Origin of the sequence: Chryseobacterium salipaludis, from assembly GCF_022968825.1 — a bacterium.
Lineage (GTDB): Bacteria > Bacteroidota > Bacteroidia > Flavobacteriales > Weeksellaceae > Kaistella > Kaistella salipaludis.
Genome location: NZ_JALHKS010000001.1, coordinates 341,325 through 355,503 on the forward strand (window position 1 = coordinate 341,325; position 14,179 = coordinate 355,503).

A 14,179-nucleotide genomic window follows, 5' to 3' on the forward strand; every position below is an offset into this window, starting at 1 on the left:
CATGCGGCAGTCTTTTTTAATACTTATATTATTTCTGGCGGGTTTCATCAGTCCGGCGCAGGAACCCTACTCTGCCGAAGACAGCCGAAATCAGTATGAGCACATTCTTTCTTTTGATTCAGATATCATACTGGAGAAAAGCGGAAAAGTGACGATTACGGAAAAAATCCGCGTATATGCGGCCGGTTATAATATCCGCCGCGGTATTTTCCGGACGCTGCCGCGTTGGCGAAATCTGAATAACCGGCGAAAGCGTGTGAAGTATGACATCACCTCTGTACAGCGCGATGGCCAGAAAGAGTCTTTTCATACGGAGTCTTCCAACGACAATCTCGTGATTTACTTCGGAAGCAAAAACCGCCAGCTCGAAACTGGCGTGCATGAATATGTTCTAACATATGAAACCGAAAATCAGGTTGGCTTTTTCGACACATATGACGAGTTTTACTGGAATGTAAACGGTACTATGTGGGATTTCGCGACGGACAGAGTAAGCGCGCGGCTGCATCTGCCGGAGGGAGCCACTATTCTGCAGTCGAGCTGTTACACTGGTTCATATGGCAATACAAACCAACAGTGTTCAAAGGATAAAGAAAGTGCCTCCACCATTTCCTTCATCGCCAACGGGCTTGAACAAAATGAGGGTTTGACCATTGCGGTTGGTTTTAATAAAGGCGTAATCGCAGCACCGCCGCCACCTACTTTGCTGGAAAAATTTGGAATTCCTTTATTACTGCTGTTTTCGGCAGTTGGTTTTCTTATGTATTTCTATATGACCTGGAATAAATACGGCCGTGACCCTGAAAGGCCGGTGGTCTATCCCCAGTTTAATCCACCCGCAGAAATTTCGCCCGCTTCTTTAGGTTTTATTAAAGATGAATATTACAAGTCCCAGTTTATCTCTGCAAGCTTGGTGAATCTCGCTGTGAAAGGTTATGTGAAAATAATCGAGAAAGACAAACGCGTGCTCGGGATTTTCGGAAGCACCAGCTACAATGTTGAAAAATTAAAAGACAGCGACGACACCCTCCCGACCGAGGAAAAACAGCTGATGGACAAATTATTTGGCGGCAAGCGCACCCAGGTTTCTTTTGACGGCACCTACCGCTCTTACGTGGAAAACGCTGTCAGCAATTTCCAGGCGAACCTGAAATATCAGCATCAAACGTTTTTAAATAAAGGAAATAACACGAAGCTTGCAGTTACGCCCTTATTACTGATGATAGGACTTGTGGCGCTTTGTGTATTTTTAATTCAGGCTTTTGATCTGGCAGAAATTTCTTTCTTCTTACTTGGTGTTACCGCAGTTCCTTTACTAATTGCCGGCGTGGTACTGGTCGCCCTTTTTGACCGCTCTGTCTGGCCAAAGATCATGTACGGTATTGTCAGTGTTGTGCTGATTATTGCATTTTTCAGCATTGGCAACCTCGTTTCTGCCTCTCTGAATGTGCAGGCTTTGTTTGGTTTTATTATTTTCAGTTTTATCACGCTGGTGCTCTATAGTTATCTGATTAAAAAACCAAGTCCTGAAAAGCTGGAAATGCAGTCGCTGATCGAAGGTTTTAAAATGTATTTATCGGCAGCCGAGGAAAAAACCCTGCAGTTCCACAATCCGCCGAAACTCACGCCGGAAGTTTTCGAAAAGATGCTTCCCTATGCGATGGTGCTCGGGGTGGAAAAAATATGGGGTGAAAAGTTTCAGTCTGCACTTGCCAAGTCTGCCGTGGGTGGCAGCGCCGAATATCACAGTGGCTGGTTTATCGGAAATTCAATTACCAACATGCATTTCGCCTCTGCTCTGAATCAGTCGTTGACTTCGTCCATTGCAAGCACGGCTACGGAGCCTTCCAGTTCGGGAAGCGGCTCCGGTGGCGGTGGTTTTTCCGGCGGTGGCGGCGGCGGTGGCGGTGGCGGTGGCTGGTAATGTGCTGCTTTTGGATAAAATAAAGAGGCTGTCTTGCGGAAGACAGCCTCTTTATTTAGCTAGATTATATTTTATATCCTTTCGATATCAGCACCGATGGCGCGCAAACGTCCGTCAATATTTTCATAACCGCGGTCAATCTGCTCAATATTCTGGATCACCGACTTTCCTTTGGCACTCAGCGCGGCGATCAGCAGGGCGTTACCGGCACGAATATCGGGAGATACCAAAGTGGTTCCGCGCAACGGATATTCATGGTTTAAGCCAACCACCGTCGCACGGTGCGGATCACACAGGATGATCTGCGCGCCCATATCGATCAGTTTATCCACGAAAAACAATCTGGATTCAAACATTTTCTGATGAACCAGCAGCGTTCCCTTGGCCTGAGTGGCCACCACCAGAATAATGGAAAGTAAATCCGGTGTAAAGCCCGGCCATGGCGCATCGGAAACCGTCAAGATAGAACCGTCAATAAATTTTTGGATTTTATAATCTTCCTGTGCCGGAATGAAAATATCATCGCCACGCAACTCCATATCAATTCCCAACTTGCGGAATGTGTCCGGGATGAGACCCAACTCTTTATAGCAAACATTCTTTATGGTAATTTCGGAACGGGTCATGGCGGCCAGCCCGATCCACGAACCGATCTCCACCATATCAGGAAGAATGCGGTGTTCTGTTCCGTGCAATTCATCCACCCCTTCGATTGTGAGTAAATTGGAGCCAATGCCAGAAATCTGGGCGCCCATGCGATTCAGCATTTTGCAAAGTTGCTGCAAATAGGGTTCACAGGCGGCATTATAAATCGTCGTCTTTCCGGTGGCTAAAGCGGCTGCCATAATAATATTGGCGGTTCCCGTCACGGAAGCTTCTTCAAGCAGAATATAGGTCCCTTTTAATTCCTGGCAATGCAGACTGTAGAAGCCGTGTTTTTCATCATATTCAAAGCCGGCACCTAAGCTTACCAATCCCTGGAAGTGAGTATCCAGGCGTCGACGGCCAATCTTGTCGCCACCGGGCGTTGGCATATAGGCTTCTCCGAATCTGGCCAGCATCGGACCCAGCAGCATGATCGAACCACGCAGTTTGGTGCCATCCTGCTTGAAGTCATCAGATTTCACATAATCAAAATCAACCTCATCTGCCTGGAAAGTATAATCACCTGTGCCATGCTTCGTAATTTTCACATTAAAATCACCCAGAATTTCGATAAGACGGTTGACATCATGGATATCGGGGATATTCGCAATGCGGACTTGATCTTTGGTTAAAAGCACAGCGCATAATATCTGCAAAGCTTCATTTTTGGCACCCTGCGGTGTAATTTCTCCGTGCAGCTTTTTGCCGCCATGTATTACAAAACTTCCGCTCATCTTTATTTGCGGTTTTTATTGTTTTGGTAATTCCTTCTTTTCCCCTGCATATTCTGATAATTTCTGCCGTTATTTTTATTTGTGCGGTTGTTGCCGTAGTAAATCTTGCTTTTCTCCAGTGAATCAAGGCTGGTGAGATCTAAGCGGTTTTGCGATAAATCTTTCAGGTGGCGGAAAATCACATCGTCCTGCACATGCTCACGGTTGTACACATTGTAGGATTTTTTCATATTATTGGCAATCACCTGAATCAGCGCATCTTTCTCTTCACCGTCTTCCAGTTGAATGGCTTTATCGATTAACTGAAGAATGCTTTTTCCGTAGAATTTAAATTCGCCCTGCAATGCCGGGTAGGCCATCGGTGCAGGCTTCACGTGCAATTCTTCCCGTGTAGGAATGCGGTAGGGGCTGTCCACATCCAGATCATAATCCGCAAGGATGAACAGATGATCCCATAATTTATGACGGTAATTCTCTTCATCGCGCAATTGCGGGTTTCGCTGGCCCATGAACTCCACGATGGCTACGGCCATTTCGTTTCGTTCGGTGCGGTCTGCCACTTCTTTGCAGCGTTCAACCAATTGCTGGGTTATGCGCCCGTATTCCGGCATATGCAGCCGGGTTTTTTGTGTGTTGTATTGCATAGATTGCAAATATAAGGATTTGTAAGGCTATTTTTATATCCCCCTTAACCTCTGTCCCTGCGTAGAGAGACTGCTGATAATTAAAACTAAAACGGAAGCAATTCGCCGTCCTGCCGGAGTATCATTTTCCCATTGAGATACACGATCAGCGATACTGCTGCACTACCGGCTTCCCGAAGATATGCACGATAGATCTCATACTTGTATCTGCCGTTTGTGAAGATGAAGACGTGGTTGCCACCTGAGCCCTGCATATCTACAGTGCCGTTATTAATTGTAAGATCCGGTCTTGCACTTGTGGCTTTTTCTTTTTTCCAGGAGGCGTACCGATAGAAGCCATTTGAAATTTCATCAATTCTGATTCGGTAGGTTTTTGTCGTTACTAAATAAACAGGTTCCTTGTACTCCCGTAACGAAGGATGAAGAGCGGCTTTATCAGCCCGTATCAACTGTGATTTTTTTCGCTGCTCAGCGGAGGAACTGTAGTTGATGGCACGGATAAATTTTGCCGAATCATCTAACCAAAGGAGGCCGTCATTCAGCATGATTCCACGCCAGCCCCTGGCGGACCAGTTGTCAGCGCCGGAGTTTGCAATGATGGCAAGAAGCTCTTCGTCAAATACTTCATCAAAGTGCGCCAGCATTTCTATTTTCGACTTTATATCAGGAACAGGCGTTTGCCTCTTAAGCGGATACTGTATGTGGTTCGCTATCTGCGTGCGATCTGCTTTTTTAAATAAATCTGTTATAATCTGAATATTACGCTGCTGTTCTGGCCGCAAATCCTGACCCGAGAATAGCAGTGCAGCACACACCAGAAGCCCACTGAAGATCGTTTTTATTCCGGTCATTGAAAGCTCTAAAATGTGAGACCCATCAGGCAATAAACTTTTTTCGCTCTTCAGGTGTCGGAATTTCGCAAGCACCGGTTCCGATTTTTTTACGGTTAGCAGCGACACGGTCATACATAAAATCAGTAATAAATGTAGGCAGATAGCGCAGGTAAGAAATCAGCTTATATTTTCCGCCGAGCACTTCCGCAATTTTGAAAACCGCATGAGATTTTTGCAGATAATATTTGCCCGGCTTCCAAAGGTATAAAGTATCCAGATCATGCAGTTTGCGGCCGCGTTCACTTAGAAACTTTTGTCCAAAGTCAGATTGCAGCGAAGCAAAAAGAAAACGGTCGGAAACATCGCGCTTCAGGATCCAGTGTACCCAGAAATTGCAGAAACCGCACTCACCGTCATAAAAAACATAAAATTTTTCGTCCTGTATTGTCATGGTTGTCCAATTTTAAAATCCGACGGCTCTGCAGTGAACGGTGGTTCGCCCACTATCTTTAGATCTTGGGCCACTTTGCGAAAATAGGCACTGAGTTGCTGCCGATCCTGCGCCGAAAGATTTGCTTCCCCATGCGCGAGCAAATACGAGTCCAAAGGCATGTCGCCCTGCTCCACCATCTCCGCCGCTTCCTCGAGTTTTTTAAGTTGACGTTCATAATCGTATGTAGCGAAGGTGGAAAAGTTCAGTTCCTTTCGTCCTTCCCGAATATGGTTCTGCACAAACCAACCCAGCGGTTGAATTCGTGCATAAGCGGGGTATTTTGTTTCATTGCTGTGGCAGTCATAGCAGCTGCTGCGGATTTTTTCAGCAATGGGCGCAGGTGTTTGTTTGATGGAAAGAAAATCAAGTTGGGGCGTGGCAGCCGGAATTTCGCGGTCAATCGGAAAAAACTGCAGAAATATAAAGATGATAATCAGTGCAATAATGATTTTTTTCATAGGACTAACTTTGCTATTGTGAATGTAATGCTTTATCTTTAAACCATCAACATCTGTAACGGTTATAGATTTTATTAATCGGTTTTTATTTTTTGATTGATGAAAACTTTATATCTTTGCATTATAATTTTAAAACCATAAAAAATATGTCACTAGTAGGAAAAAAATTCCCGAACAGCACAATCGATGCCATGTCTGAAATGGGCGATGACTTAAGAATCAACGTACTTGAAGAAGCTACCAAAAACCAGAGCAAAGTTCTTCTTTTCTGGTATCCAAAAGACTTTACTTTTGTATGCCCGACAGAACTTCACGCATTCCAGGAGGCACTGGGTGAGTTTGAAAAAAGAAACACAAAGGTAATTGGCGCTTCCTGCGATACCAACGAAGTACACTTCGCATGGCTGAATACCCCGAAAGACAATGGCGGTATCGAAGGCGTTACGTACCCGATCCTGGCAGATACACACCGTCAGCTGGCGAACCAACTGGGAATTGTGGATCAGGATTTTGATTATGATGAAGAAGGAAATGAGACCTGCACCGGCTCCAACGTTACCTACCGCGCTACTTACCTGATTGATGAAGAAGGCAAAGTATTCCATGAATCTGTAAATGATATGCCACTGGGCCGTAATGTAAAAGAATTCTTGAGAATGATTGATGCCTACGCTCACGTACAAAAACACGGCGAAGTGTGCCCGGCCAACTGGGAAGAAGGAAAAGATGCGATGCAGGCCAACAGAAAATCTACAGCAGAATATCTGGCTCAACAAAAATAAAAACCGAAAATTATGTACACAGAATTAGCAGAAGACAACCTGCAGCAGTTGGTTGCAGATCATGACAAAGTCGTGGTGCAGTACGGTGCTACTTGGTGCGGTAACTGCAGAATTATGAAGCCGAAGTTCAAGAAACTGGCTTCTGAAAACGAGGACATCCCTTTCCTGTACGTGGATGCCGAGAAATATCCGGAAAGCCGCAAACTAGCAACCGTGGATAACCTGCCAACGTTTGCAATTTTCCAGAATGGTGAACTTGTGAACCAGGTACAGAGCAATCAGGCAGAAAGCCTCACGAACCTTTTTAACGAATTTAAGTAATGAAGCTTCCGATTATCAGACAATTTTATCAGAACCAGTCTGCGGAGAACCTGGAGAAAACCCTGGAAGTCCTGGAGTCTTTCTCGGAGTTTCGAGGCACGACTGAAGAGGATCTGAACGTTACAGGCGAGCTGATTACCAACATTTGCGGCGCGCTGGAGGTGCATGCAAAAGTGGCCGAAGGAATGGCCGAGCGTGATGCGCTTAATTCCTTTGCACAAAAGGTATTGGGGTCGATTGACCGGTAAATTACCGGAATTAGTATAAAAGAAAAGCAGCGGAAATTTTCCGCTGCTTTTTTTCTGTTAATGTTTATATTTCTTCTGGCCTTTCTTGTACTTTTTATCATTGTACTTGTAGCCGTTGTCATTGTATTTGTACTGTTTGTACTTCTTTTTTTGCTGGCCTTTGGCATAGTCTTTAGCGCTGCCGCCATAAATCTTTTTTGCTTGTCCCGGCGGTAAGTTCCGTGCATTTCTGTTCGGATAATATACCGTGGACTGATTGCCGCGCGTAATCACACCTGGGCGTCCATAGACATCTCCTCTCCGGATGACACGTCCGTTCTGGTACACATTCCCATTACGGTCACGATATACTTCTCCGCGGTTATATACATTGCCGTCGCCGGCGCGATAAACAGTTCCATTAGAAGGATAATTATTTCTATCACTTACGCCGGGATTTGCGGAACATGAGGCTAGGCTTAGTGCCAATCCTGCGCCGGCGATGAGGTTAAATACTTTTTTCATTTCTACAATTTAAACAATTGCTCTTATAGTTCAATCTTAATGCCAAACAGTCGTTTAAATTGAACACAATATAATGCCCGCCATAAAAACAGCGGGCATTTAAGCATTATTTTACAATGAAATTATTTTGACGGCAGTTCTTTTTTAAGAAAGCGCGCCGTTAATGATTTGCGGGACCGCGCCACTTCTTCGGGTGTGCCTTTCGCAATGATTTCCCCACCATTCTTTCCACCTTCGGGACCTACATCGATGATATAATCTGCCAGCTTAATCACATCCATATTATGTTCAATAATAATAAAGGAGTTCCCCAAGTCCACCAGTTTATTAATCGCGTCCATTAAAACTTTCACATCTTCAAAGTGCAGTCCGGTGGTCGGCTCATCCAGAATGTACAGCGTGTTTCCTGTTTGCCTTTTAGACAATTCGGTGGCCAGTTTAATGCGCTGCGCCTCACCGCCGCTCAGGGTAGTGGATTGCTGGCCAAGCGTAATATATCCCAAACCGACGTCCTGCAAGGTTTTCACTTTTGCATAAATCTTGGGAATCGGCTGGAAGAATTCGGTTGCTTCATCGTTGGTCATCTCCAATACATCCGAAATAGATTTTCCTTTGTAGCGTACTTCCAGCGTTTCGCGATTGAACCGCTTTCCGTTACAGGTTTCGCAATGCACGTAAACATCGGGCAGGAAATTCATTTCAATGACTTTCAGCCCGCCGCCCTGACAGGTTTCGCAGCGTCCGCCCTTTACGTTAAATGAAAAACGCCCTGCTTTATACCCGCGGATTTTAGACTCCGGCAATTCCGCAAAAAGGTTACGAATATCGGTGAACATTCCGGTGTAGGTAGCCGGATTGGAGCGTGGCGTCCGTCCGATAGGCGTCTGGTCCACATCTACAATCTTGTCAATATTGTCGATGCCTTCAATCTTTTTATAAGGCAAAGGCTCCTGTACACTTCGGTAAAAATGACGGTTCAGAATGGGATACAGCGTACCGTTAATCAACGAAGATTTTCCGCTTCCGCTGATGCCTGTTACCACCACCAGTTTTCCCAACGGGATTTCAAGTGTTACATTCTTCAGGTTATTTCCCGTTGCACCTTTTAAGATTAAAGATTTACCGTTGCCTTTCCGTCTTTCAGCCGGCACTTCAATTTCCCGCTTTCCGGTTAAGTAATCTGCTGTAATGGTATCAGCTTTCAGCAGGTCGGCCGGTTTGCCCTGCCAAAGCACTTCACCACCGAACTTTCCGGCGCGTGGGCCTACATCCAGGACTTCATCTGCCTCCAGAATCATATCCTTATCATGCTCCACGACCAGCACAGAATTTCCGATATCGCGCAGGTTTTTAAGCGAATTAATGAGCCGCTCATTATCGCGCTGATGCAAACCGATAGAAGGCTCATCCAGAATATAAAGCACATTAACGAGTTGCGATCCGATTTGCGTTGCCAAGCGAATGCGCTGCGATTCGCCACCGGACAACGTTCTGGTACTGCGGCTCAGGCTTAAATATTCCAATCCCACATCCAGCAAAAACTGCAATCGCGTGCGCAATTCTTTCAGGATTTCATGAGCGATGATTTTATTTTTATTGCTAAAATGATCTTCAATTTCCACCAGCCATACCATAAAATCAGACAAAGACATCGCGCTTACTTCCGCAATATTTTTATCTGCTATTTTAAAACTCAAGCTCGAAGGCTGCAATCGTGTTCCCTTACATTCCGGGCAGTTTTCTTCAGTGGTGAAATGGCGTTCCAGCAACACCGCATCATAACTGTCTTTATCATCAATCAGTTCGTTGATCATAGGCACCAGGCCATCAAAACTGATTTTAATTTTTTTATTTACACCGGCGTATTTCAGGTCTTTATTAAATTCTTTATGACAACCGTTGTAGATATAATCCAACGCTTCTTTCGGAATATCCTTCATCGGAGTAGACAAAGACAAACCGAAGATTTCCAGAATATTCTTAATCTGGGAAAGAATCCATTTATTAGATTTAATATCCTCCAGCGGCAGTAAACCACCCTGATTAATGGACAGTTTGGGGTTCTCCACAAAATAATCCGTGTTCACCTTCTTCACCGTGCCCAAACCTTTGCAATAAAAACAGCTTCCTTTTGGAGAATTAAAAGAGAAAGTATTTGGCTCCGGAAGGGCCAAGGAATGACCGCTTTCCGCATCCATCAGATTTCGCGAAAAGTATTCGATATGGTCACTATCGAGCTTCTGAATGCCAATAATCCCATCGCCCATTTGCAGGGCAGTAGATAAGGATTTCTCCATGCGGCTCTCGGACGACGCTTCGCCGATAATCCAGCGGTCGATCACAATGTCGATATCGTGGGTTTTGTACCGGTCCAGTTTCAGATTGTATTCCAGTTCACGGATCTCTCCATCAATTCTTGCCTGGCCGTATCCTTTCTTGGCCATCTGCACAAAAAGCTCGTGGTAATGTCCCTTCCGCGACCGCACCACGGGCGCGAGCAGCATGACTTTTTCGTTTTTATAATTATTCTGAATAGCTTGCAGGATTTGCTCTTCCGTATAACTCACCAGTTTTTTACCGGAGGTTAAGGAATAGGCATCGGAAACACGGGCAAATAACAAGCGGAGAAAGTCATACAGTTCTGTAACCGTTCCCACGGTTGAGCGCGGATTTTTGCTGGTCGTTTTCTGTTCAATGGCGATCACCGGCGAGAGGCCGTCAATCTTATCGACATCCGGCCGTTCCAGACCACCGAGAAACTGCCTGGCGTAGGCAGAAAAGGTTTCAATGTAGCGGCGCTGGCCTTCCGCGAAAATGGTATCAAACGCCAGCGAGGATTTTCCACTCCCGGAAAGGCCGGTAATCACGACGAGTTCGTTGCGCGGAATCTTTACGTTTATGTTTTTAAGGTTGTGTTCACGGGCTCCGTAAACTTCTATATACTCTTTGGAATCTTTCATGTATTAAGTAGTCGCGAAAGCAATTTTTTCGCGGTGCAAATTTACGGATTTTTTAGCGCATTATAAATTAAGACAGGCATTTATGAAACTGCGGTATCTGCCGCGGCAGGCAGCGAATGACCAGCGGCTGAAGGGTTGCAAAATGTGTGCTAAGCCGGATCCGGTTTGCGGATTCGCTCCAATACTTCATTAAACAGAAATACGATTAGTTATTCTATTTCAAAAAAATTAAAACTTAAAAACAGATACGAGTGAAATTTTATAGAGATATAGGCAAACGTACTACATCAACCACAGGAATGCCAGCCTTATTACGTGCAGGTTCCCACCGAATATGATCGGTTACCTGGTGTGCCGCTTTTTTTATAGTATTATTTAATGCTTCGTCTGGAGCATAAACAGATATATTCTGAACCTCCCCTTCAGGTGATATTTTTAGGATTAAAGTAGCTTTGTACTTTGGTACAACTTTATGATCAAAAGAGATATTCTCTTTTACTTTTGTCACAAAAGTTTTGTTACCGCCCGGATATGCAGCCGGATGAAGCATCACCGGTGGCGCAGGAACATCAGGAGCCGACGGGCGAGACTGTTCGAATTTTTGCTGAACGGTACCAGAATTTTGAGCTGCGCAAATCGCGGTGAAACTGATGCATATCAATAAGATAACCCTGCTCATAATTAAATCTTTAATCATTAAAGATAGTTGATAAAAACATCATCTGCTACCTCTTTCTTGGAAAAAATAAAAAGCAAACCTTTCAGCTTGCTTCTACATATTAAATCGTCATCGAAAAAATCCGGGTTTCCGGTTTGTTGCGCATCATTCGTAAATCGAAGGTCATGGCTACATTCCGCGTGAAAGCACGCCCCTTTTCAGTTATTTTAATAGTATTCTCACCGATCTCAACCAGGCCGTCTTTTTCCATTTCTTTCAGTGCGCCCAATGCTTGCTCCAGTTCCGGGAAGCTCGTTTGCAAATCCCAGGAAGTTTCCAGGCGGCACATCAGGTTCAGGATATGCTTACGGATGACCAAATCCTCATCACTCAAAATATGACCGCGAACCACCGGAATGATCCCCTGCTCCACCATTTCCTGATATTTTTCCACGCTTTTCTCGTTCTGTGCGAAAGCGTACCAAGAATCTGAAATCGAGGACATTCCCAAACCAACCATCAACTGTGTTTTCCCGGAGGAATAGCCCATAAAATTCCGGTGAATATCGCCTGATAGCATCGCCTGGTATAAATCGTCGTGTTCCAGCGCAAAGTGATCCATCCCTACTTCGCGGTAACCGAGTTCTTCCAGCAACCGTTTGCCGTTTTCATACAGTTTTCGTTTTTCTTCGCCGCTCGGCAAATCATTTTCATCAAAACCGCGCTGGCCCACACCCTTGATCCAGGGCACGTGTGCATAGGAATAGAAAGCAAGACGATCGGGTTTTAGTTCCAGGGTTTTACGAATGGTGTATTCCATTTTTTCCCAGGTATGGAAAGGCAGCCCGAAGACCAGGTCATGAGAAATGCCGCGATAACCGATTTCACGCGCCCACTCCGTTACATTTTTCACATTTTCGAAAGGCTGGATGCGGTTAATGGCTTTTTGTACTTTCGGGTCGTAATCCTGTACGCCAAAACTGCAGCGGCGGAAACCTAAATCATACAAAGTCTGTAAATGCTCGCGCGTCGTATTATTCGGATGGCCTTCGAAAGAAAATTCAGGATTTTCTGCAATTTCCGCTTTAGCAAAAATTCCTTCTAGCATTCGTTTCAGATTTGCCGGCGAGAAGAATGTCGGTGTTCCCCCACCCAAATGCAGTTCTTTGATTTTAGGACGACGACCAAACAGTTCGACATACAAATCCCATTCTTTCAAAACCGTATCGATGTAAGGTGTTTCCACCGAATGCTGCTTGGTAATCCGCTTATGGCAGGCACAGAAGGTACACAGCGCTTCGCAAAACGGCAGGTGAATATAAATGGAGATTCCTTCTTCGTCATTAGTTTCATTGAAGGTCCGAAGTACGGATTCCTTCCAAAGTTCCGGCGTGAAACCGGCATCATCCCAGTAAGGAACCGTTGGATACGAGGTATATCTTGGCCCGGGAATATTATATTTATCAATTAAAGATTGCATGTGCTCACTTGATTTAAGGTACAAGTGGCAAAATTACGAAATTAGAAACCGGCAGCCCAGCAACGGCACCTGACATATTATTGCTTTTGACAAATACCGCTATAGACAGAAACCAATAGCACATGGACTTCTTAAAGTACAATCGTTCGTGTTTCAATTTCACTTTTACTAATTTTGCACCACTTTAATTAAAAATACGATAACAGCCTGTGCGCCAAATGGACAGACATCAGATTAAAAACCGACACCTGCTTAAACTCCTGGCAGCTTCTGCTGTAGTAAGTTGCGTTACCATTCTATTGATTTACGGGGTCAAACTAGTCACTGAACATTTGGAAGAAATACTGTTTGATTGGCTCTTCAGCCGTTCTGCTCTACTGTTTATCATCACACCTACCATCGGTATTACCGCCATATATTTTTTGAGGAAATACGCTTTCAAAGGCAGAAAGAACAAGGGAATTACTGAAATCTACAAAACGCTGGATCAGCGCAAGGAACATTTGCCTTTCTTCAAGATACCTTCGCATTTACTGAACGGAATGCTTACGGTGATATTCGGTGGTTCCACCGGCATCGAGGTATCTTCGGTCGTAGCATCTGCCACAGTCGGAAATCAGATTCACATTCGCAATTTTGCGGCGAATCAATATAAAAGAGAACTCGTTTGTGCCGGCGTGACGGCTGCCGTGGCGATACTTTTCGTGAGTCCCATAGCCGGAATGCTTTTCGCGCTGGAAGTTATTTCCCGCAAGGTTCGCAGCACCCTTCTTCTATCCTGTGGAACAGCAGCGCTGCTCTCGTGGGCGTTTATCTACGTTGCCGGACTTGAACCGCTACTGGCGTTTGAGGACTTCGCGTGGAGTTGGCACGCGATGCCCGGCTTCATTATTTTAAGTTTACTGGGTGCACTTCTTTCCGTTTATTTTACGCTGCTGGTAACAAGAATGAAAAGGCTGTTCGGCAATATCAACAACAATTTTATCCGGGTGAATACGGGTGCCATTGCTGTTGGAGTCGGCTTGTGTGTTTTTCCGGCACTGTACGGTGATTCCTACCATGGTATGCAGGAGGCCATGACCGCTACCGGCATTTCTCTGGGTACGCTGGCCATCCTGGCGCTGCTGAAACCATTGGCTGCTTCGCTTACGCTGGGCGCGGGTGGCGACGGCGGTGTCTTTGCGCCGAGCATTGTTGCCGGTGCGTTTTTAGGCTTACTGGTCGCGAAGGCGGGAAATATCTATTTAGACTTGAATCTCATCCCGCTGAATTTTGCGTTAGTGGGTGCTGCTGCTACATTATCCGCCTCTATTTATGCTCCTTTTACCGCGCTTATTCTGGTATGCGGCCTGGCGCCCGGAGGTTTTCAGCTTTTTGTGCCGGTACTGGTGGGTTGTATTATTGCACGTTACTTTGCGCAGAAAGTGTTGCCTTATAATGTGTACACTTATGATTTCTATCTGAATACACAGGCCTTAAAAAAGACGGAATAAAC

14 protein-coding genes are annotated in these 14,179 nt (G+C 45.2%); 5 read left to right on the forward strand and 9 right to left on the reverse strand.

All coding sequences use genetic code 11. The features are described 5' to 3' along the window. Position 1: 1 nt before the first annotated feature. Positions 2-1,924: a DUF2207 domain-containing protein gene (locus MVI27_RS01555; protein ID WP_246958928.1), complete on the forward strand. Its 1,923-nt coding sequence runs from the start codon at positions 2-4 to the stop codon at positions 1,922-1,924. 71 nt (positions 1,925-1,995) lie between these two features. On the opposite strand, the gene murA is transcribed toward MVI27_RS01555, so the two are convergent. The 5 genes from murA to MVI27_RS01580 form a co-directional block, all read right to left on the reverse strand. Beyond that, a complete protein-coding gene (murA, locus tag MVI27_RS01560) occupies positions 1,996-3,303 on the reverse strand; it encodes a UDP-N-acetylglucosamine 1-carboxyvinyltransferase (RefSeq protein ID WP_246958929.1) in 1,308 nt (435 codons plus the stop codon). Between the two features lie 2 nt (positions 3,304-3,305). Then, positions 3,306-3,947, reverse strand: coding sequence for a DUF4290 domain-containing protein (locus tag MVI27_RS01565; RefSeq protein WP_246958930.1), 642 nt, complete (start codon positions 3,945-3,947; stop codon positions 3,306-3,308). A gap of 86 nt (positions 3,948-4,033) precedes the next feature. Further along, positions 4,034-4,873: a hypothetical protein gene (locus tag MVI27_RS01570; protein WP_246958931.1), complete on the reverse strand. Its 840-nt coding sequence runs from the start codon at positions 4,871-4,873 to the stop codon at positions 4,034-4,036. After that, on the reverse strand, positions 4,824-5,231 hold the full coding sequence (locus tag MVI27_RS01575; protein WP_246958932.1) for a thiol-disulfide oxidoreductase DCC family protein: 408 nt from the start codon (positions 5,229-5,231) through the stop codon (positions 4,824-4,826). Before MVI27_RS01575 ends, MVI27_RS01570 begins: the two co-directional genes overlap by 50 nt. After that, entirely contained in the window at positions 5,228-5,731 is a 504-nt protein-coding gene (locus MVI27_RS01580) for a heme-binding domain-containing protein (RefSeq protein ID WP_246958933.1), read from the reverse strand. The genes MVI27_RS01575 and MVI27_RS01580 overlap by 4 nt, the downstream gene beginning before the upstream one ends. A gap of 146 nt (positions 5,732-5,877) precedes the next feature. On the opposite strand from MVI27_RS01580, the gene MVI27_RS01585 reads away from it, so the two are divergent. Genes MVI27_RS01585 through MVI27_RS01595 form a run of 3 tightly spaced genes read left to right on the forward strand, consistent with a single transcriptional unit; the run spans position 5,878 to position 7,082 of the window. Then, positions 5,878-6,513, forward strand: coding sequence for a peroxiredoxin (locus MVI27_RS01585; protein ID WP_246958934.1), 636 nt, complete (start codon positions 5,878-5,880; stop codon positions 6,511-6,513). A 12-nt stretch (positions 6,514-6,525) separates the two neighbouring features. After that, positions 6,526-6,834, forward strand: a complete 309-nt coding sequence (locus tag MVI27_RS01590; protein WP_246958935.1) for a thioredoxin family protein — start codon at positions 6,526-6,528, stop codon at positions 6,832-6,834. Continuing rightward, positions 6,834-7,082, forward strand: coding sequence for a DUF6952 family protein (locus MVI27_RS01595; RefSeq protein WP_246958936.1), 249 nt, complete (start codon positions 6,834-6,836; stop codon positions 7,080-7,082). The genes MVI27_RS01590 and MVI27_RS01595 overlap by 1 nt, the downstream gene beginning before the upstream one ends. A 57-nt stretch (positions 7,083-7,139) precedes the next feature. Here MVI27_RS01595 and MVI27_RS01600 read toward each other — a convergent pair whose 3' ends face one another. The 4 genes from MVI27_RS01600 to hemN all read right to left on the reverse strand — a co-directional run bounded on the left by MVI27_RS01600 (position 7,140) and on the right by hemN (position 12,684). Beyond that, positions 7,140-7,586: a hypothetical protein gene (locus tag MVI27_RS01600; RefSeq protein ID WP_246958937.1), complete on the reverse strand. Its 447-nt coding sequence runs from the start codon at positions 7,584-7,586 to the stop codon at positions 7,140-7,142. A 122-nt stretch (positions 7,587-7,708) separates the two neighbouring features. Next, entirely contained in the window at positions 7,709-10,546 is a 2,838-nt protein-coding gene (uvrA, locus tag MVI27_RS01605; protein ID WP_246958938.1) for an excinuclease ABC subunit UvrA, read from the reverse strand. Between the two features lie 259 nt (positions 10,547-10,805). Beyond that, a complete protein-coding gene (locus MVI27_RS01610; protein ID WP_246958939.1) occupies positions 10,806-11,243 on the reverse strand; it encodes a hypothetical protein in 438 nt (145 codons plus the stop codon). An 82-nt stretch (positions 11,244-11,325) separates the two neighbouring features. After that, positions 11,326-12,684, reverse strand: a complete 1,359-nt coding sequence (hemN, locus tag MVI27_RS01615) for an oxygen-independent coproporphyrinogen III oxidase (RefSeq protein ID WP_246958940.1) — start codon at positions 12,682-12,684, stop codon at positions 11,326-11,328. Between the two features lie 218 nt (positions 12,685-12,902). On the opposite strand from hemN, the gene MVI27_RS01620 reads away from it, so the two are divergent. Continuing rightward, a complete protein-coding gene (locus tag MVI27_RS01620; RefSeq protein ID WP_246958941.1) occupies positions 12,903-14,177 on the forward strand; it encodes a chloride channel protein in 1,275 nt (424 codons plus the stop codon). Positions 14,178-14,179 lie beyond the last annotated feature (2 nt).

Excerpts from the sequence above, each read along its gene's own strand:
- MVI27_RS01555 (WP_246958928.1), top strand. The coding sequence starts at position 2 with ATGCGGCAGTCTTTTTTAATACTTATATTATTTCTGGCGGGTTTCATC.
- murA (WP_246958929.1), bottom strand. The coding sequence starts at position 3,303 with ATGAGCGGAAGTTTTGTAATACATGGCGGCAAAAAGCTGCACGGAGAA.
- MVI27_RS01565 (WP_246958930.1), bottom strand. The coding sequence starts at position 3,947 with ATGCAATACAACACACAAAAAACCCGGCTGCATATGCCGGAATACGGG.
- MVI27_RS01575 (WP_246958932.1), bottom strand. The coding sequence starts at position 5,231 with ATGACAATACAGGACGAAAAATTTTATGTTTTTTATGACGGTGAGTGC.
- MVI27_RS01580 (WP_246958933.1), bottom strand. The coding sequence starts at position 5,731 with ATGAAAAAAATCATTATTGCACTGATTATCATCTTTATATTTCTGCAG.
- MVI27_RS01585 (WP_246958934.1), top strand. The coding sequence starts at position 5,878 with ATGTCACTAGTAGGAAAAAAATTCCCGAACAGCACAATCGATGCCATG.
- MVI27_RS01590 (WP_246958935.1), top strand. The coding sequence starts at position 6,526 with ATGTACACAGAATTAGCAGAAGACAACCTGCAGCAGTTGGTTGCAGAT.
- MVI27_RS01595 (WP_246958936.1), top strand. The coding sequence starts at position 6,834 with ATGAAGCTTCCGATTATCAGACAATTTTATCAGAACCAGTCTGCGGAG.
- MVI27_RS01600 (WP_246958937.1), bottom strand. The coding sequence starts at position 7,586 with ATGAAAAAAGTATTTAACCTCATCGCCGGCGCAGGATTGGCACTAAGC.
- uvrA (WP_246958938.1), bottom strand. The coding sequence starts at position 10,546 with ATGAAAGATTCCAAAGAGTATATAGAAGTTTACGGAGCCCGTGAACAC.
- MVI27_RS01610 (WP_246958939.1), bottom strand. The coding sequence starts at position 11,243 with ATGATTAAAGATTTAATTATGAGCAGGGTTATCTTATTGATATGCATC.
- hemN (WP_246958940.1), bottom strand. The coding sequence starts at position 12,684 with ATGCAATCTTTAATTGATAAATATAATATTCCCGGGCCAAGATATACC.
- MVI27_RS01620 (WP_246958941.1), top strand. The coding sequence starts at position 12,903 with ATGGACAGACATCAGATTAAAAACCGACACCTGCTTAAACTCCTGGCA.